15 protein-coding genes and 1 other RNA gene are annotated in these 17,754 nt (G+C 63.0%); all 16 read left to right on the top strand.

The features are described 5' to 3' along the window. Positions 1-8: 8 nt before the first annotated feature. Positions 9-395: RNase P RNA component class A (gene rnpB / locus G502_RS21475), an RNA gene on the top strand. 408 nt (positions 396-803) lie between these two features. Beyond that, a complete protein-coding gene (locus tag G502_RS0109200) occupies positions 804-1,274 on the top strand; it encodes a division/cell wall cluster transcriptional repressor MraZ (RefSeq protein WP_022728379.1) in 471 nt (156 codons plus the stop codon). Between the two features lie 3 nt (positions 1,275-1,277). Continuing rightward, positions 1,278-2,237, top strand: coding sequence for a 16S rRNA (cytosine(1402)-N(4))-methyltransferase RsmH (gene rsmH, locus G502_RS0109195; protein ID WP_022728378.1), 960 nt, complete (start codon positions 1,278-1,280; stop codon positions 2,235-2,237). Next, entirely contained in the window at positions 2,234-2,845 is a 612-nt protein-coding gene (ftsL, locus tag G502_RS21405; protein ID WP_022728377.1) for a cell division protein FtsL, read from the top strand. Before rsmH ends, ftsL begins: the two co-directional genes overlap by 4 nt. Then, on the top strand, positions 2,842-4,608 hold the full coding sequence (locus G502_RS19445; protein ID WP_022728376.1) for a peptidoglycan D,D-transpeptidase FtsI family protein: 1,767 nt from the start codon (positions 2,842-2,844) through the stop codon (positions 4,606-4,608). The genes ftsL and G502_RS19445 overlap by 4 nt, the downstream gene beginning before the upstream one ends. Before the next feature lie 28 nt (positions 4,609-4,636). Beyond that, the gene (locus tag G502_RS0109180; protein WP_040488020.1) at positions 4,637-6,070 is read left to right on the top strand and encodes a UDP-N-acetylmuramoyl-L-alanyl-D-glutamate--2,6-diaminopimelate ligase; all 1,434 of its coding nucleotides are present in this window, start codon (positions 4,637-4,639) and stop codon (positions 6,068-6,070) included. Further along, the gene (locus G502_RS19440; protein ID WP_022728374.1) at positions 6,070-7,485 is read left to right on the top strand and encodes a UDP-N-acetylmuramoylalanyl-D-glutamyl-2,6-diaminopimelate--D-alanyl-D-alanine ligase; all 1,416 of its coding nucleotides are present in this window, start codon (positions 6,070-6,072) and stop codon (positions 7,483-7,485) included. Before G502_RS0109180 ends, G502_RS19440 begins: the two co-directional genes overlap by 1 nt. Before the next feature lie 4 nt (positions 7,486-7,489). After that, positions 7,490-8,578 (top strand): phospho-N-acetylmuramoyl-pentapeptide-transferase, encoded by a 1,089-nt coding sequence (mraY, locus tag G502_RS0109170; RefSeq protein WP_022728373.1) that lies wholly within the window; start codon positions 7,490-7,492, stop codon positions 8,576-8,578. A 7-nt stretch (positions 8,579-8,585) separates the two neighbouring features. Continuing rightward, the gene (gene murD / locus G502_RS0109165) at positions 8,586-9,992 is read left to right on the top strand and encodes a UDP-N-acetylmuramoyl-L-alanine--D-glutamate ligase (RefSeq protein ID WP_022728372.1); all 1,407 of its coding nucleotides are present in this window, start codon (positions 8,586-8,588) and stop codon (positions 9,990-9,992) included. Beyond that, positions 9,989-11,116 (top strand): putative lipid II flippase FtsW, encoded by a 1,128-nt coding sequence (gene ftsW, locus G502_RS0109160; protein ID WP_022728371.1) that lies wholly within the window; start codon positions 9,989-9,991, stop codon positions 11,114-11,116. Before murD ends, ftsW begins: the two co-directional genes overlap by 4 nt. Continuing rightward, positions 11,113-12,243 carry an undecaprenyldiphospho-muramoylpentapeptide beta-N-acetylglucosaminyltransferase gene (gene murG, locus G502_RS0109155; RefSeq protein ID WP_022728370.1) on the top strand — a complete coding sequence of 377 codons (1,131 nt, stop codon included), beginning with the start codon at positions 11,113-11,115 and terminating at the stop codon, positions 12,241-12,243. Before ftsW ends, murG begins: the two co-directional genes overlap by 4 nt. After that, on the top strand, positions 12,240-13,658 hold the full coding sequence (gene murC / locus G502_RS0109150) for a UDP-N-acetylmuramate--L-alanine ligase (protein ID WP_022728369.1): 1,419 nt from the start codon (positions 12,240-12,242) through the stop codon (positions 13,656-13,658). Before murG ends, murC begins: the two co-directional genes overlap by 4 nt. Further along, the gene (murB, locus tag G502_RS0109145) at positions 13,655-14,584 is read left to right on the top strand and encodes a UDP-N-acetylmuramate dehydrogenase (protein WP_022728368.1); all 930 of its coding nucleotides are present in this window, start codon (positions 13,655-13,657) and stop codon (positions 14,582-14,584) included. Before murC ends, murB begins: the two co-directional genes overlap by 4 nt. Beyond that, positions 14,581-15,507: a D-alanine--D-alanine ligase gene (locus G502_RS0109140; protein WP_022728367.1), complete on the top strand. Its 927-nt coding sequence runs from the start codon at positions 14,581-14,583 to the stop codon at positions 15,505-15,507. Before murB ends, G502_RS0109140 begins: the two co-directional genes overlap by 4 nt. Further along, on the top strand, positions 15,498-16,370 hold the full coding sequence (locus G502_RS19435; RefSeq protein ID WP_022728366.1) for a cell division protein FtsQ/DivIB: 873 nt from the start codon (positions 15,498-15,500) through the stop codon (positions 16,368-16,370). Before G502_RS0109140 ends, G502_RS19435 begins: the two co-directional genes overlap by 10 nt. Next, positions 16,367-17,653: a cell division protein FtsA gene (gene ftsA / locus G502_RS0109130; protein ID WP_022728365.1), complete on the top strand. Its 1,287-nt coding sequence runs from the start codon at positions 16,367-16,369 to the stop codon at positions 17,651-17,653. The genes G502_RS19435 and ftsA overlap by 4 nt, the downstream gene beginning before the upstream one ends. The last annotated feature ends 101 nt before the right edge of the window (positions 17,654-17,754 follow it).

The raw sequence follows: 17,754 nt of genomic DNA, 5'->3' as shown, positions 1-17,754 counted from the left end.
CTGCTGCGTCAGGCGGTCGGATAGCCGCCTTCGGACCTTGCGTCCGGGGGAGGAAAGTCCGGGCTCCACGGAAATGCGGTGCCGGGTAACGCCCGGCGGGGGTAACCCCAGGGAAAGTGCCACAGAAAGCAAACCGCCCCGCCATATCAGCGCGGGGCAAGGGTGAAAGGGTGCGGTAAGAGCGCACCGCGCCCCCGGCAACGGGGGCGGCATGGTAAACCCCACCGGGAGCAAGACCGAGTAGGAACGGCAGGTCCCACGAGGACCAGGCGGATTTTCGCGCCGCCGTTCGGGTAGGTCGCGCGAGGCGTCCGGCAACGGGCGTCCCAGATGAATGGCTATCCAGCATCGCCTTGCGGTGCGGACAGAACCCGGCTTACAGGCCGCCTGACCTTACTCATTTACTTCCCGGACGAAATTTTCCCTGTATTCGAGCCAGGCGTGGCCGGGGCTTCCGCTTACTCTTCTAGAAAGAGAACATAAAGAGAACAAATCTTCGCCAAATTTTATTTCTAGCTTGAGTGCGGAGTGCAAGAACAGCTTTCCGGAATGCTCCCAAAGTAGAAATCATTGCTGCCAAAAGCCCCAATATCCGGGGCTTTATCCCATGCGGAATACTTGAGTTCCCATTGACGCCCATGAATTCCCATGCTATCCCATGATATCCCACTAACTGGGCCCGTGTCCCCTGACTATCCCAAGGGAATGAATGGCGGGCGGGCCGTGGTGGACCCGGGCAGGGGGTGCCTGCTGAACGACTTGGACCGCTTGGGGGAAGCCGCAGCGGTGTTCGGGAGACAGGGGTGCAAGCGCAAACACCGTTTCTCGGTACCTTCCGGAACAGGGTCGACCGCAAAGGGCGCGTGTCGGTTCCGGCCCCCTTTCGCCAGGTTCTGGCCGGCGAAAGCTTCCAGGGCGTTGTCTGTTTTCTGTCCCACAAGGTGGAGGCCATTGAAGGCTGCGGTATGGGGTTCATGAGCGAATTGAGTGAGAGCGTCGCCGACATGGACCTGTTCTCTGACAATCACCAGGACCTGGCATCCAGCCTGTTTGCCGATGCGCATCCGTTGGCCTGGGACAGCGGGGGGCGCATCCAGTTGCCGCCGGAGTTGATGGAGGTGGCCGGCATCACGGAAGAGGCTGCCTTTGTCGGCATGGGCAAGACCTTCCGCATCTGGGAGCCGCAAGCCTTCTCTTCCTATCAGGGCGAGCGTCGTGCCCAGGCCCGTCAGAAGGGCCTGTCCCTGCCTCTTCGCCGCGCGAAGGAGGAGTGAACCATGCAGACCAGTGCAGCATATACGACCGGCGGGCATATGCCGGTGATGCTTGCCGAGGTCATGGAGGTGCTCCAGCCGCGCGACGGTGCGATCTATCTCGATGGAACCTTCGGACGTGGCGGTTATGCTCGAGCTATCCTGCAGGCCGCCGATTGTCGCGTCGTGGGACTGGATCGTGATCCGGCGGCCATTCAGGAGGGCGAGCGGCTGTGCGCCGAGTTTCCCGGGCGCCTGCAGTTGATCGAGGGATGCTTCGGCGATATGGATCGACTGCTTCCCGAAGCGCCTGTGGATGGGGTCGCTCTGGACCTGGGTGTGTCATCCCCGCAGTTGGACGAAGCCGGACGCGGCTTCTCCTTCCGTGCCGACGGCCCGCTGGACATGCGCATGGGCGGCGATGGGCCCACTGCCGCCGATGTCGTCAACGAATCTTCCGAAGCAGAGCTGTCCGATATCATATGGCGCCTGGGCGAAGAGCGGCGTGCCAGGGCTGTTGCGCGCGCCATCGTGGCTGCGCGCAAGGAGGCGCCTGTCAAAACGACATTCCGTCTGGCTCAGATTGTGCGCTCGGTGGTCAAGCCTTCCGCAGATGGCATAGATCCGGCAACGCGGACGTTTCAGGCCCTTCGACTGCACGTGAACGACGAACTGGGCGAGCTGGAGCGCGGACTGAGCGCAGCCGAGCGCATTCTGGCCCCGGGTGGCCGCCTGGCGGTGGTGTCTTTCCATTCGCTGGAAGATCGCATCGTCAAACGTTTCCTGCGTGCACACAGCGATGCCGCGCCCCAGGGCTCGCGCCATGCGCCGGCAAAGCCCCGGCCTGAACCCAGCTTTTCGCTCCTTTCACGCAACGCAATCCGTCCGACGCGGGACGAGACGGCACGCAATCCCAGGTCGCGCTCGGCGCGCCTGCGTGCGGCAGAACGCACCCAGGCTCCGGCTCTGGAGGTGCAGTCATGAATCGTCTCTTTTTCGCTTTCATGATGCTGGCCGCCGTGGTGGCGATGGCTGCCCTGTTCCAGGTCAAGCACGAGGTCCAGCAGAAGGAACAAAGGCTGAAAGCGTTGAACGAGCAGATTCTGCGCGATCAGGAGACCATACATATCCTGAAGGCCGAATGGAGCTATCTGAACGATCCCAAGCGCCTTGCGCGCCTGGCGGAACGGCACCTTGACCTCCAGCCCATGGAGACGGCCCAGGTCAGCCAGGTTGCTTACCTGCCGCCGCGTCCCGAGGACTTTGGGTATTCGCAATCGGACAAGGCCGGTCAAAAGCCCTATCCGCGAAGCCGGCCCAGCAGTCCGGAAGATTGGTCGCCGGAGCCCTTGCCGCGGCTTCCGAACAAGCTGCTGCAGCAGGCGGCCGGCCAGGACGGGACGGCAGAGCAGAATGAACCAGACACAGCCTCCGCGCAGGTGCGTGCTGCGTCTGCCTCGGAGCAGACGCGGAACAAGCCGGATCCGAAACCTTCCGTGTCCGGACCGGTCAATCCCGTAACCGGCCGTTCCCTGCCGACCGCAGATGCGGCCGCGAAGCCGACCTTCGTTTCGATGGAGGCTTCGCAATGACCCGCAAGCGCAATGAGCCTGCAAACTTTCGCCCGCTCTCTCCATGCGGCCTGGATGTCGGGCAGCCGAAAACCTGGGTTGTCGAACTGGAAGGCGCGCGCAAGGCAGCCCTGGAAACCGGCCGCACACGCCTGATCGTGTCGGCCCTGGTCTTTGCCATGGCCTTCGTCATGATAGGTTTGCGTCTGGTCGACCTGACCCTGCTGCAAAGCGACGCCTCTGCACAGATTGCCACGGTCGCGCCCGCGAATACCGAATGGCGCAGCGGACGGGCTGATATCGTGGATCGCAACGGAACCGTGCTGGCAACGACACTGCCGACCAATGCCGTCTATGCCAATCCGCGGCAGATCCGCAATCCTGACGAGGTGGCCGGGCGCCTGGCTTCTGTCCTGAAGGGTATTGATGAAGAGCGCCTGAAGGGCGGGCTGGCTTCCGATCGCAGTTTCACCTGGGTGGGGCGCTGCCTGAGCCCGCGGGAAACCGATGCCGTCAACGACCTGGGTATTCCCGGTGTCTATCTGCAGCACGATGAATGCCGCTATTACCCGCACGATGATCTGTTCAGTCACGTGGTTGGCTACAGCGATATCGATGGCCAGGGCATCGCCGGCATGGAAAAGACCTTTGAGGAGAGGCTTCGGGGTGGGACAGCGCCTCTGGAGCTCTCTCTCGACATGCGTCTCCAGCACATAATGGCCGAAGAGTTGCAGGCCGCGATGACGGAATACTCCGGTATCGGGGCAAGCGGCCTCATCATGGATGTGGACACGGGCGAGATCCTGGCGATGGTTTCCCTGCCCACCTTCGATCCGGATCATCCCGGTGCGGCCAGCGATGAAGCGCGCTTCAATCGGGCAACCCTGGGCGTTTACGAAGTGGGGTCCGTTTTCAAGATCTTTAGCGCTGCGGCAGCTCTGGACGCCGGAGCCGTCAGGCTGGATGACGGATACGACGTTTCCAAGCCGATCCGGGTTGCCGGCTATACCATCAACGACTTCAAGCCGAAGGACGGCTGGATGTCGATTCCCGAGATCTTCCTGCATTCCAGTAATATCGGCACCGTTCACATGGCCATGGAGGCCGGTACCAAGGCCATCCAGAACTACTTCGGGAAATTTGGCCTTCTCAAGCGGGGTCCCGTGGAACTTCCCGAGAATGGCAGCCCGCTTGTTCCGGCCAAGTGGCGTGAAATCAATACCATGACGATATCCTACGGCCATGGCCTGGCGGTAACCCCGGTCCAGGTCGTGCGGGCCTTGTCTGCCATGGTGAACGGCGGCGAGTTGCTGTCGCCCACGCTGGTGAAGCGCAAGCCCGGCGAACGTCCCGTTGGCGAGCAGGTGATCTCCGAACAGACCTCGGAACAGATGCGCTGGTTGATGCGCCTGGTGGTGGCCGAGGGCACCGGACGCAATGCCGAGGCGCCGGGCTATATGGTGGGTGGCAAGACAGGTACGGCTGACAAGCTGAAGGCGTCCGGCGGATACGATCGCAACAATCGAATCGCGTCCTTTGCCGGGGCCTTCCCCATGGACGATCCGCAGTACGCGATCTTCGCCATGGTCGATGAGCCTAAGCCAACCGAAAATAGCTATGGCTACGCCACCGCGGGCTGGGTCGTGGCGCCGGCCATCAAGAAAATCGTGCAGCGAATGGGGCCTGTGGTGGGCCTGGAGCCGCGCGCTCTGCCAAGCGAGGTGGGGCCGGATCCCCTCTTCGTGCCCGTTCACCTGAAAGGGCGCAGCGTTGCATCTCAATGAACTATTCGATGAGGAGGTCCTGCGGGGCATGAATCCAGAGACGGTGAACAGGGAGATCAGGGGGCTGACGGCGGATAGCCGGCGTGTCGAGCCTGGCTGGTTGTTTGCCGCAATTCCGGGCGGCCATCACGATGGCCGTGCCTATATTTCGGAAGCCCTGCAGAAAGGGGCCGCAGCGGTTCTGGCACCCACCGACACGGATCGCAGCCTCCTGCCATCAGGGATGCCGTTGATCCTGGATGACAACCCCAGGCGTCGTCTGGCCTTGACGGCGGCCGCGTTCTATCGCCACCAGCCACGCTTCATTGCCGCCGTGACCGGGACAAACGGCAAGACATCCGTTGTCACCTTCGTGCGCCAGATGTGGGAGAACCTGGGACAGAAGGCTGCAAGCCTCGGGACACTGGGCCTGATTCCACCGCGCCCCCAGGCGCCTGCTGCACTGACCACGCCCGATCCCGTGGATCTGATGCGCTGCCTGGCGGATCTGGCCGAGAACGGTTTCGACCACCTGGCCCTGGAAGCTTCCAGCCATGGACTGGACCAGTATCGCCTGGATGGCGTGCGCATCTCGGCGGCCGCCTTCACGAACCTCAGTCGCGATCATCTGGACTACCACGCCTCGATGGAGGCCTATCTGGATGCCAAGGCGCGACTGTTCGCGGAACTCCTGCCCGAGGGCGGGACTGCCGTACTCAATGCCGATATTCCCGAATTCGAGGCTCTCCGCTCGAAAACCGTGGCAAGGGGACTGTCCTCCCTTAACTACGGGCGCGGTGGGCGCGATCTCAGGCTGTTGGAAATGTCGCCGGGGGGCGACGGCCTGACCCTTGACCTGGAAGTGTTTGGACACCGCCATCGCCTTGCCCTTGAAGTGGCGGGTACCTTCCAGGCCATGAACGCGCTCGCCGCGCTCGGCCTTGTTCTGGCCGAAGGCGTGGATCCTCAGGATGCCGTTGGAGCTTTGAGAAAGATCCGGGCTGTCCCGGGGCGGATCGAAGCCGTGGGTGAAACGCCGGCGGGGGGTAAGGTTTTTGTCGACTACGCCCACACCTCCGGGGCCTTGGAGACCGTCCTGCGGGCTCTGCGCCCGCATGCTGCAGGCGGGCTTCATGTCGTGTTCGGCTGCGGTGGTGACCGTGATCGCGGCAAGCGCCCCCTGATGGGGCAGGTCTGTGCCCAGTTGGCAGATGAGGTCATTGTCACGGACGACAATCCGCGTACGGAGGATCCTGCGGCCATTAGAGCCGAAATCCTGGCTGCTGCCCCAAATGCACATGAAATCGGCAATCGCCGTCAGGCAATCTTCGAAGCTGTTGCCGCCTTGAAGGCCGGCGATGTCCTGGTCATCGCCGGGAAGGGGCACGAGTCCGGACAGATTGTCGGTGATCAGGTTCTGCCCTTCGATGACCGGGACGTGGCCCGTGCTGCGATTCGTCATATGGTCGAGGGAGGTCGTTGATGGCGAGCCTCTGGACTGCCGAAGCGGTGCGGGATGCGGTCAATGGTCAGGGCGAAGGTGATTGGAGTGCCAGCGGTGTATCGATCGATACACGCTCGCTTGAACCCGGCGACCTCTTCGTTGCCCTGAGCGGTCCGAACTTCGATGCGCATGACTTCGTGGCAGAAGCCTTTTCCAGAGGGGCTGCGGCAGCGATTGTCAGTCGCCCATTGCCTGCTGAAGGTCCTCTGGTCGTTGTCGATGACACGCTCCAGGCGCTGACAGCCCTGGGTGCAGCAGGACGTGCGCGCGCTTCGGCCAAAATTGTCGCTGTCACGGGGTCCTCGGGGAAGACCAGCACCAAGGAAATGCTGATCGCGGCCCTGTCCGCCCAAGGCAAGACTCACGGCAGCGCGGCCAGTCACAACAATCATTGGGGTGTTCCCCTGTCCCTCGCGCGCCTTCCGCAGGATGCAGCCTATGGCGTGTTTGAAGTGGGAATGAACCACAGTGGTGAGATCCGGCCGTTGTCCAGGCTGATACGCCCGCAGGTGGCGGTGATCACGAACATTGGCATGGCGCACCTGGAGCATCTCGGCTCGCAGGACGCCATCGCAGCGGCCAAGGCAGAGATTTTCGAGGGCCTTGGGACGGACGGCACTGCAGTTCTTCCCAGGGACAGCGAGTATTGGGATTTCTTGACGAAAGCAGCCAGGAAGGCGGGCGTGGAGACGATACGATCCTTCGGTACGGACGAAGCGGCGGACCTGCGTCTGCTGGACTGGGCGGCCAGCGAGCGTGGCGGCGAGGTTCATGTTGCCCTGGAAGGGCGCGAGATGACCTATCACCTGGGTCTGCCCGGACGGCATCAGGCCATGAACAGCCTGGCTGTCCTGAGTGCTGCCCAGGCGCTGGGGGCTGAAATAGATCTTGCCGCGCGCGCTTTCGACCAGCTCCAGGCCATGCCTGGGCGTGGCGCGAGGCAGGAAGTCCGGATGCCGGAAGGCGGCAGCTTCACGCTGCTGGACGAATGCTACAATGCCAACCCCCTGTCCATGGCCGCGGCTCTGGGAGTCCTGGGCGCCACGCAGCCGGCCACCGGTGGCCGCCGGATTGCCGTCCTGGGTGACATGCTGGAACTGGGAAGTGACAGCCAGCGCTTTCACGAAGAGCTGGCCGAGAACGTCACAGCCAATTCCATCGATCTGGTTTTCCTGGCGGGCCCCATGATGTCGCATCTGGCGCACCGGCTCCCCGAAGGCAAGCTGGCCTGCAATGCCGAGACCTCGGCAGATCTGCCTGGACCGCTTCTGCAAGAACTGCGTCCGGGGGACGTTGTCCTGGTCAAGGGCTCGCTGGGCAGCCGCATGCGCGTGATCGTCGAGGCCCTGACCGCGTCCGAGGCTGATGAAGCAAAACAGGCGAACGGGGGCTGACACCATGCTTTACAATCTTCTGGCCCCGCTTGCCGATGAATTCACGCTCTTCAATCTTTTTCGTTACCTGACCTTTCGCACAGGCGGCGCACTGCTGACGGCCCTGTTCATCGCCTTTGTCCTTGGACCCAGCGTTATTCGCTGGTTGAAGGCACGCCAGCGCGACGGACAGCCGATCCGCGAGGATGGCCCCGAAGGTCACCTGCTGACCAAGAAGGGCACGCCGACCATGGGTGGTGTGCTGATCCTTCTGGCGCTCAGCATCTCGACCCTGCTCTGGGCCGATCTCAGCAACCTGTATATCTGGGTCGTCCTCTTCGTAACCGTGGCCTTCGGTCTGATCGGTTTTGCCGACGACTACCTGAAACTCACACGCCGCAATCACCAAGGCCTGCCGGGGCGTTACAAGCTGCTGGGTCAATTTGCCGTGGCTTTCGTGGCAGCCGTGGCGATCATGATGATCGCACGACCTGAACTCGAGACCCATCTGGCCATTCCTTTCGTGAAGGGCGTGCTGCTGGACCTGGGGCTGTTCTTCATCATACTCGGCATGCTGGTCATGGTCGGGGCCTCGAATGCCGTGAACCTGACAGATGGCCTGGATGGCCTGGCGATCGTGCCGGTGATGATCGCGGCCTCCTGCTTTGCTTTCATCGCCTACCTGGTCGGTAACACGGTTTATGCTGACTACCTGCAGATCCAGTACGTTCAGGGCACGGGCGAACTTGCGGTCTTCTGTGGCGCGCTGGTTGGCGGAGGCCTGGGCTTTCTCTGGTATAACGCACCGCCTGCCATGGTCTTCATGGGCGATACCGGGTCTCTGTCCTGTGGCGGCGCCCTGGGCGGTGTGGCCGTCATCACCAAGCACGAACTGGTCCTGGCCATCATTGGCGGCCTCTTCGTACTGGAGACGGTTTCGGTCATCGTGCAGGTGCTGTCCTACAAGCTGACGGGACACCGCGTCTTCCGCATGGCGCCGCTGCACCATCACTTCGAGAAGAAGGGCTGGGCCGAGCCCACCATCGTTATCCGTTTCTGGATCATCGCCGTTATCCTGGCGTTGATCGGCCTGTCATCGCTGAAGCTGAGGTGAGGGCAGGATGATCGAACTCCCATTCATGGAAGGCTGCACGGTGGCGGTTCTGGGACTTGGCAAGTCCGGGCGGACGGCTGCGCGTGCCCTCATGGCCAGTGGGGCGGATGTCTGGGCGTGGGATGACAACGAAGACGCACGCAACCGGGCTGTCGAAGCGGATATACCCCTGGTGGACCTGATGCAGGCCGACTGGAACCAACCCGTCTCTCTGATACTCAGTCCCGGGATACCCTATCATCATCCAGCGCCGCATCCGGTGGTCGCAAAGGCCCAGGCCGCTGGTGTCGAGGTTGTCGGGGACATCGAACTGCTTGGGCGCATCCAGCCGGATGCCAAGTATATCGGCGTGACCGGGACCAACGGCAAGTCGACCACGACGGCCCTGATCGGGCATGTGCTGAACATGGCCCGGCGGCTGGTCTACACCGGCGGGAACCTGGGCATGCCGGCACTGGAATTCGATCCAGTCGATCGCGAAGGGTTCTACGTGCTGGAAATGTCCAGCTATCAGCTGGACCTGACGCTATCCATCACCTTCGACGTGGCTGTGCTGTTGAACATCAGCCCGGACCATCTGGACCGCCATGGTGGGCTGGAGGGCTATATTGCCGCGAAGAAACAGATCTTCCACCGCCAGACCAGCAACCGCACCGCGGTTGTCGGCGTGGATGACCCCATCTGCCGGAAGATCTTCGACGAACTCATGGCAACCGGGAACCAGCGCGTGATACCGGTTTCCGGCAAGGGGCCCGTTGCCGGTGGCGTCTATGCGAGCGACGGTTTCCTGGTCGACGACAGCGAAGGCAAGCAGGTCCCGATCCTGCCCTTGAATGAGTTGGAGCACCTGCCGGGGGAACACAACTGGCAGAATGCCGCCGCGGCCTACGCCGCTTGCCAGGCGGCGGGTGTGGACCCGGCCGTGATCATGGCCTGCATGCGCAGCTTTGCCGGTTTGCCGCACCGCCAGGAATTGGTGGCCGAGATTGATGCGGTGCGCTTCATCAACGATTCAAAGGCCACCAATGCGGAAGCGGCCGGCCGGGCTCTGTCATGCTATGAACGGATCTACTGGATTGCCGGAGGGCGCGCCAAGGAAGGCGGACTTGAAGGTCTGGAAACCTGGTATCCGCGTATCGTCAAGGCCTTCCTGATTGGCGAGGCGGCTGAGGGTTTCGCCAAGGCGCTTGAAGGGAAGCTGTCCTTCGAGAAAAGCGGCACCCTGGAAACGGCGGTCGATCATGCAGCCCAGGCCGCGGCCGGAGACGATGGGGCGGGGGCGGTCGTCCTGTTGTCTCCCGCCTGCGCCTCCTTCGATCAGTTCGACAATTTCGAATCGCGCGGAGACGCCTTCCGCGCGTTGGTCAAGTCCCTGAAGGACACCAAGGCGACGGCCGGGCAGGTGTCATCATGAGCCTGACCTTCAACCGCACGGATACCTCCCTGCTTGGCCGCTGGTGGTGGACGGTCGATCGCTGGACACTGATCGCACTGCTGCTGCTCATGGGGATCGGCTGTGTCCTGATCATAACGGCCTCGCCGTCGGTGGCCAATCGCATCGGGATGGAAACCTTTGGTCTGGTGAAACGCCAGTTGGTCTGGCTGCCGCTGGCGCTTGCCGTGCTTTTCGTTGCCTCGCTCGCCACGCCGCGCTGGGTCAGGCGGCTATCGGTCATTGCCCTGGCGGGCAGTATCCTGCTTCTGATCCTCACTCTTGTGGTCGGCACCGAGATCAAGGGAGCCACGCGTTGGCTCAGCTTCGGTGGACTGTCAATCCAACCGGCGGAGTTCGCCAAGCCCTTCTTCGCCGTGACGCTGGCCTGGATTCTGGCCACCGGCAAGCAGGAAGACTTCCCGGGCATGATGGTGGCCACGGGCCTCTGGCTTCTGGTGTCGAGCCTGTTGGCCCTACAACCCGATGTGGGCCAGACAGCGATCATCACGGGTATCTTCCTGGTACAGCTGTTCCTGGCCGGTCTGCCGATGTTCTGGGTGGCTGGCCTGGGCGTGATGGTGATCTCGGCCTTCCTTGGGGCCTATTTCACCATGCCGCACGTGACCGAGCGGGTGAATGCCTTCCTGGATCCGGAAGCGGGCGATCGCTACCAGATCGGCCGCTCGCTTGAGGCCTTCATGAACGGTGGTCTTTGGGGACGCGGCCCGGGCGAGGGAACCATCAAGCAGTACCTGCCGGACGCCCACGCCGATTTCATCTTCGCCGTTGCGGGTGAGGAGTTGGGACTTTTCGCCTGCCTGATCATCGTCAGCCTGTTTGCCTTCATCGTGCTGCGCGGATTTGCGCGCCTGCTGCACGAGGAAAGCCTGTTCGTCCTGCTGGCGGCCACCGGACTGCTGGTGCAGTTCGGCTTCCAGGCGCTGATCAACATGGGATCGACCCTGCATCTGATGCCCACCAAGGGCATGACGCTGCCTTTCATCTCTTATGGTGGATCGTCACTGGTGGCTCTGGCCCTGGGCATGGGAATGCTTCTGGCCCTGACGCGCCGGCGTGCCGGTGCGGAAAGCGAGGAGCCATGAGCATGCACAAGCAAGGCAAGCTCGTGGTCCTGGCCGCCGGCGGAACCGGCGGGCACATGTTCCCGGCCCGTGCCCTGGCAGAGGAATTGCTGCAGCGCGATTGCCGCGTGGCCCTGGTCACCGACAGCCGGGGAGGCGGGTTTGGCGACTCCCTGCCGCAAGTCGAGACGCATTTCATATCGGCAACCGCCATCCTGGGCGGCGGCCTTTTGCACAAGGCACGGGGCGCCTTGAACCTTGCCCTGGGGTACCTGCAGGCACGGCGTTTACTGCGGCGCCTGAAACCTTCCGCGGCGGTTGGGTTCGGAGGCTATGCCTCGGTCCCGACCATGCTGGCCGCCTCCGCCGTGGGCAGCCGTGTTGTCCTGCACGAGCAGAACCAGGTTGTGGGACGGGCAAACCGCATGCTGGCCCGTCGGGCCGATGCCATTGCCAGTTCCTTTCCGCAGCCTTCCGGGTTGGATCCGAATGCCGAAAATCGTGTGGTCCTGACCGGCAATCCCGTGCGCGCGGATATCGCCGCTGTCGGTGAGCAGGGCTATCGTCTGCCCGCTGAGAAAACGCCCTTCGTTTTGCTGGTCACAGGCGGCAGCCAGGGTGCGCAAGCCTTCAACGAACTGATTCCGGCAGCCGTGGCGCAGTTGCCCCAGGCCTTGCGCGAACAGCTGGAAGTCGTCCAGCAGGTGCGCGGCGATGCGCTGGAAAGCGTTGCCAGTCACTACAAGGAATGCGGGGTGAACTGCACTGTCCAGACCTTCTTCCAGGACATGCCCCAGCGCCTGGCCGCAGCGCACCTGGTTGTCTGTCGCGCTGGCGCTTCGACGGTCACCGAACTGGCGGCCGCCGGTCGGCCGGCCATATACGTGCCCTATCCCTTTGCCGCCGACGATCACCAGACGGGCAATGCGCAGGCCATGGCCGAGGCCGGGGGAGGTTGGCTCATGCCACAGCGTACGCTGACGGCCGAGAACCTGGCGGAGAAACTGAAAGGCCTGATGGAGACTCCCAACTTGCTGGAAGAAGCGGCCCATCGGGCCCGTGATGCTGCCGTCATGGGGGCTGCGGCCCGTTTGGCGGACCTAGTGTGCGACCAACAGGGTGATCAAGACAGGGGGGAAGCCGCATGAGTGCCTTGCCCCTGGATATAGGCGTCCTGCATTTCGTGGGTATCGGTGGAATCGGTATGAGCGGCATAGCCGAAATCCTGTACAACCTTGGCTATCAGGTGCAGGGCAGTGACATTGCCGAGAGCCCGAATGTGCGTCGATTGCGCGAACTGGGCATTCCCGTTCATATCGGCCATGCCGAGGAGAATGTCGACAAGGCGCAGGTGGTTGTCATTTCCTCTGCGGTGAAGTCCGACAATCCCGAGGTTCAGGCTGCCCGCAGCCGGGCGCTGCCGGTCGTCCGCCGTGCCGAGATGCTGGGCGAACTGATGCGGTTGAAGTCCTCCATTGCCGTGGCCGGAACGCACGGGAAAACAACGACCACATCGATGGTGGCCGCCCTCCTGGATGCCGCCGGGCTGGATCCTACAGTGGTGAACGGCGGGATAATCAATGCCTATGGCACCAACGCGCGCCTGGGACAGGGTGACTGGATCGCTGTCGAGGCCGACGAGAGCGACGGGACCTTCGTGAAGCTGCCGGCAACCATCGCGCTGGTGACCAACATCGACCCCGAGCACATGGAGCATTATGGATCGGTCGAGAATCTGCACCGCGCCTTCGAAAGTTTTGTCGAAAACATCCCCTTCTATGGTTTTGCGGTCTGCTGTGTCGATCACCCCGCTGTGCAGTCGCTGATCGCGCGGATCGAGGATCGGCGGGTCGTGACCTATGGTTTCAGCACACAGGCCGACGTGCGCGGAGAAAACCTGCGCCTGTCTCCGAAGGGGTCGTATTTCGATGTGGTGATCGTGGCCCGGGACGGCCAAGAGACGCATCGCATAGCCGATCTGTTCCTGCCCATGATGGGTCAGCACAACGTGCAGAATGCTTTGGCCGTTGTGGCCCTGGCGGTGCAGATGGGAATCGCCGAGGAGCAGCTGCGCAGTGGCTTGTCCGATTTCGGCGGTGTGAAGCGCCGTTTCACCCGCACGGGGGAAGCCGGGGGCATCACGGTCATCGACGACTATGCCCATCACCCCGTTGAGATCAGCGCTGTCCTAAAGGCTGCGCGTCAGGCAACCCATGGCAAGGTCATCGCGGTCATGCAGCCGCATCGCTACAGCCGGCTGAAGGATCTGTTCGAGGATTTCTGCACCTGCTTCAACGAAGCCGACCATGTGGTCGTGGCTGATGTCTACGCGGCCGGCGAAGCTCCATTGGAAGGCGCGGATCGGGATGCACTCGTTGAGGGGCTGCGTGCGCATGGTCATCGGCATGTCACCGCCTTGCCCGGTCAGGAGGTCTTGGCACAGACCCTCAAGGACATCGCCGCGCCTGGTGATCTGGTGGTTTGCATGGGAGCCGGCAGCATCACGAACTGGGCGCAGAGCCTGCCCCAGGAACTGGCCCATGAACTGGAGGAGGCACGATGAGCGAAGCCGCCTTCTCCAACAATCTCCTGCCCCGCCTGCCCGAGGTTCGGGGGCGCTACAGTGAGAATGCCAAGTTGGCCAATGTCACCTGGTTCCGTGTGGGCGGTCCCGCCGAGGTTCTGTTCAAGCCGGCCGATCGTGACGACCTGATCCACTTCCTTCAGGAAAAGCCGGCCGATGTGCCGGTCACGCTGCTGGGCGTCGGCTCGAATCTGCTGGTGCGCGACGGTGGCCTGCCGGGTGTCGTCATCCGTCTGGGGCGGCTTTTTGCAACCATCGAAGCTGAAGACGATCGCCTTGTTTGCGGTGCCGGCGCATTGGACGTGAACATTGCCGAGATGGCCCGGCGCGAGGGCTTGAGTGGCCTGGAGTTCCTCTGTGGCATACCCGGAACACTGGGCGGCGCCCTGCGCATGAATGCCGGCGCCTATCAGAGCGAACTCAAGGATGTCCTGATCGGCGCCGAGGCCCTGACAGCCGAGGGGGAGGTCAAGGCCCTGGACCCCGAGAGCATGGGGCTGTCATATCGCCACGCTGCGGTGCCTGAGGACTGGATCTTCACGGGTGCCGTGCTGCAGGGGCAGGCCGGCGATGCCCTGGAGATCGAGCGCCGAATGGAGGAAATCCGTACGGCACGCGGGGACAGTCAACCGGTGCGCAGCCGTACGGGAGGCAGCACCTTCAAGAATCCGCCGGGCGAGAAGGCCTGGCAGTTGATCGAGCGGGCAGGCTGCCGTGGCTTGACTGTGGGCGGGGCCCAGGTCTCGGAGCAGCACTGCAACTTCCTGATTAACACCGGAACGGCCACGGCCGCGGACCTGGAGAACCTGGGCGAAGAGGTCCGCCGACGTGTGCAAGAGACCACTGGAATCCTGCTGGAATGGGAAATCCGGCGACTTGGCTTGCCAGAGGGGGAGAGCTCATGACGGCGATGAAGATTCTCGTTCTCTATGGCGGCCCCTCGGTCGAGCGGGATGTTTCACTGGTCAGCGGCCAGGCCTGTGCCGATGCCTTGCGCGGCCTGGGTCACGAGGTCGAATTGTTCGACTTCACGGGGGATGTGCCGGCCCTGGTCCAGACCCTGGAGAAACGGCCGTCTGTGGTCTTCAATGCCCTGCACGGACGCTATGGCGAGGATGGCTCTGTACAGGGGCTGCTGGATCTGATGCAGCTTCCCTACACGCATTCGGGACGCCTCGCCTCGGCGCTTGCCATGGACAAGGCGGTTGCCAAGAAAGTCCTGGAATCAGCCGGCCTGCGCTGTCCGGGCGGCTCGGTGATGGCACGGGAAACCGTCCTTGCCGGCGATCCGCTGCCACGTCCCTATGTGGTCAAGCCGGTTTGTGAGGGCTCTTCCATGGGCGTGGTCATCGTCCAGCCGGGCGCCAATGATCTGCCCTTTACCCATGCAGACTGGCCGTTTGGCGAAGAGGTCCTGGTCGAGCCCTATATCCAGGGACGCGAACTCACCGTATCGGTCATGGTGGACCATGCGCTGGCGGTCACTGAGCTGCGGCCCCGACAGGGTTTCTACGACTACACGGCAAAGTATACGGAAGGCAAAACCGAGCACATCCTGCCGGCGCCTGTTTCGAGCCACGTGTACGAGGCCGCCATGGCGCAGGCCGTGGCCGCGCACAAGGCCCTTGGGTGCCGGGGCGTGAGCCGGGCCGATTTCCGCTACGACGATCAGCAGGAAAACGAGACGGATACAGGTCTCTATCTGCTCGAGGTCAACACCCAGCCCGGAATGACGCCGCTGAGCCTGGTTCCGGAACAGGCAGCGCATCTGGGTATTCCCTTCAACGAACTCGTCCAGTGGATGGTGGAGCAGGCATCATGCGACTGAAACGCGGTGCAGAGAAAAAGCGCAAGGAAAGCAAGCGGCGCGCACCGGCCGGTCGGCGGCTGCACGAGCGTCTGCCGCTGAATGGATTTCGCCGATATCTGCCGCGCCTGATCCTGATCGCAGTCCTGGGCGCCGTGGCCGGTTGGCTGTGGCAGTCCGGAAGCCTGCAGCGTACCGCTGAATGGTCGGTTGCCAGCTATTACGCCACCACGGCGGAGTGGGGCCTGGCCGTCAACGAGGTCATGGTCGAAGGGCGCAAGAAGACGGAGCGCAAACTCGTGCTCGAGCAGTTGGAGGTTCGTCGTGGCACTCCGATCCTGGCCTTCAATCCACAGGATGCCCGCCGTCGGCTGGAGGAACTGCCCTGGGTTGAACGCGCCGAGGTCGAACGCCGACTGCCGGATCACATCTTCATCCGTCTGCACGAGCGAGAAGCCATGGCCCTCTGGCAAAAGGAGCGCAAGCTGCAGCTTATCGACAGTCGCGGTGAGGTGATTTCCGGTGTGCGCGCCAAGGGCTACAGCCATTTGCCTCTGGTTGTGGGGCCGGGGGCGGCCAAACACGCCACGGAGATGCTTGGGATTTTGCAGGGAGAACCGGAATTGGCGGCGCAGGTCGAGGCTCTGGTGCGCGTTTCTGAGCGCCGCTGGAACGTGAAACTGGAAAACGGTGTGGAAATACAGCTTCCCGAAACGGATGCCGCGGAAGCCTGGCGCCAGTTGGCACGGGTGGAGCAAGAGCAGGGCCTGTTCAACCGGGATGTCGAGATCGTGGACCTGCGCCTGCCGGACCGATTGATCATTCGCACACTGAGTGGCCAGAGACCGCCTGGACCTCAGCAGGCCAAGGGGACCGATACATGAAGAAGGGGCTGAAGCGCAATCGGCACGGCATCCTGGCTGCCCTGGATGTGGGCAGCAGCAAGATCTGTTGTCTGATCGCCCGGATCGAGGAGGGGCGTGGCGACAAGCCGCGTGGGCTCAAGGTCATCGGGATCGGGCAGCAGGTCAGTCGTGGGGTGAAGGCCGGTGCCGTCGTGGACATGGAAGCGGCCGAGGCTGCAATCCTGAATGCCGTCCATGCAGCCGAACAGATGGCGGGGGAGACCATCGAGCAGGTGGTGGTCAACCTCTCCGGTGGGTACCCGGCCTCGCGCTCCATCGGTGTCGAGGTCTCTATCGACGGCCACGAAGTCGGTGACATGGACTTGCGCCGTGCCCTGGAGCAGGGACACCAGCTGGAGGGTGTACTGGGACAACCCGAAAAGGGCCGCCAGCTCATCCATTCCATTCCCGTGGGCTACACCATCGATGGCAGCCGCGGAATCCGTGACCCGCGCGGCATGTACGGCGAGCGGCTGGGCGTGAACATGCACATCGTCACGGCGGCCAGCGGCCCGGTGCGCAACCTGGCCACCTGCGTTCAGCGCTGTCACCTGGAGCTCGGCAACTTCGTCGTCTCACCCTTTGCATCCGGGCTTTCCAGCCTGGTCGAGGACGAGCGAGAGCTGGGCGTGACCCTGATCGACCTGGGGGCCGGCACAACCTCCATCGCTGTTTTCCTTGAGGGCAACGTCATTCACACGGATGTCGTCCCCGTCGGCGGCCAGCACGTGACCAGCGATATCGCACGCGGCCTGTCCACCAGCCTCAGCCATGCCGAGCGTCTGAAGACGCTGTACGGGCATGCCATCGCCACCTCCGCCGACGAGCAGGAGATGATCGATGTGCCGCAGGTGGGCGAGGAAGACGACAATCATGTGCAACAGGTGCAGCGCTCGTTGCTGGTCGGAATCATGCAGCCGCGCCTTGAAGAAACCTTCGAACTTGTGCGCTCACGGCTGGAGGCCAGCGGGTTTGACAAACTGGGTGGCCGCCGCGTGGTGCTGACAGGTGGTGCCGCGCAGCTGCCCGGCATGGGTGACCTGGCGGCGCTGATCCTGGACAAGCAGGTGCGCGTTGGCCGCCCCATCCATCTGAGCGGCCTTGCGGAATCCACAAGCGGCCCAGCCTACACGACGGCTGCGGGCCTGCTGAACTATGCGCTGGAAGCCGAAATGGCGCCGCGCCCCGATATCAAACCCCAGTCCCCCGAGGCAAACGGCCTGATCGGCCGGGTCGGGAACTGGCTGAAGGAGCACTTCTGATGCGGAACCGGACATCAGCAATGGGATCCGTATCAAAGTCGCCACCGGCAGGTGCGGCCGGTGACTATCAACCTGCTAGATCGAGAAAATGCGGAGGCAGA

The sequence above is a fragment of the Fodinicurvata sediminis DSM 21159 genome (assembly GCF_000420625.1).
Taxonomy (GTDB): domain Bacteria; phylum Pseudomonadota; class Alphaproteobacteria; order Kiloniellales; family DSM-21159; genus Fodinicurvata; species Fodinicurvata sediminis.
This window is presented reverse-complemented; position numbering and strand designations above follow the sequence as displayed.

Excerpts from the sequence above, each read along its gene's own strand:
- murD (WP_022728372.1), top strand. The coding sequence starts at position 8,586 with ATGATCGAACTCCCATTCATGGAAGGCTGCACGGTGGCGGTTCTGGGA.
- ftsW (WP_022728371.1), top strand. The coding sequence starts at position 9,989 with ATGAGCCTGACCTTCAACCGCACGGATACCTCCCTGCTTGGCCGCTGG.
- murB (WP_022728368.1), top strand. The coding sequence starts at position 13,655 with ATGAGCGAAGCCGCCTTCTCCAACAATCTCCTGCCCCGCCTGCCCGAG.
- ftsA (WP_022728365.1), top strand. The coding sequence starts at position 16,367 with ATGAAGAAGGGGCTGAAGCGCAATCGGCACGGCATCCTGGCTGCCCTG.
- G502_RS19435 (WP_022728366.1), top strand. The coding sequence starts at position 15,498 with ATGCGACTGAAACGCGGTGCAGAGAAAAAGCGCAAGGAAAGCAAGCGG.
- G502_RS19440 (WP_022728374.1), top strand. The coding sequence starts at position 6,070 with ATGGCGAGCCTCTGGACTGCCGAAGCGGTGCGGGATGCGGTCAATGGT.
- murC (WP_022728369.1), top strand. The coding sequence starts at position 12,240 with ATGAGTGCCTTGCCCCTGGATATAGGCGTCCTGCATTTCGTGGGTATC.
- G502_RS0109180 (WP_040488020.1), top strand. The coding sequence starts at position 4,637 with ATGAATCCAGAGACGGTGAACAGGGAGATCAGGGGGCTGACGGCGGAT.
- murG (WP_022728370.1), top strand. The coding sequence starts at position 11,113 with ATGAGCATGCACAAGCAAGGCAAGCTCGTGGTCCTGGCCGCCGGCGGA.
- mraY (WP_022728373.1), top strand. The coding sequence starts at position 7,490 with ATGCTTTACAATCTTCTGGCCCCGCTTGCCGATGAATTCACGCTCTTC.
- rsmH (WP_022728378.1), top strand. The coding sequence starts at position 1,278 with ATGCAGACCAGTGCAGCATATACGACCGGCGGGCATATGCCGGTGATG.
- G502_RS19445 (WP_022728376.1), top strand. The coding sequence starts at position 2,842 with ATGACCCGCAAGCGCAATGAGCCTGCAAACTTTCGCCCGCTCTCTCCA.
- ftsL (WP_022728377.1), top strand. The coding sequence starts at position 2,234 with ATGAATCGTCTCTTTTTCGCTTTCATGATGCTGGCCGCCGTGGTGGCG.
- G502_RS0109140 (WP_022728367.1), top strand. The coding sequence starts at position 14,581 with ATGACGGCGATGAAGATTCTCGTTCTCTATGGCGGCCCCTCGGTCGAG.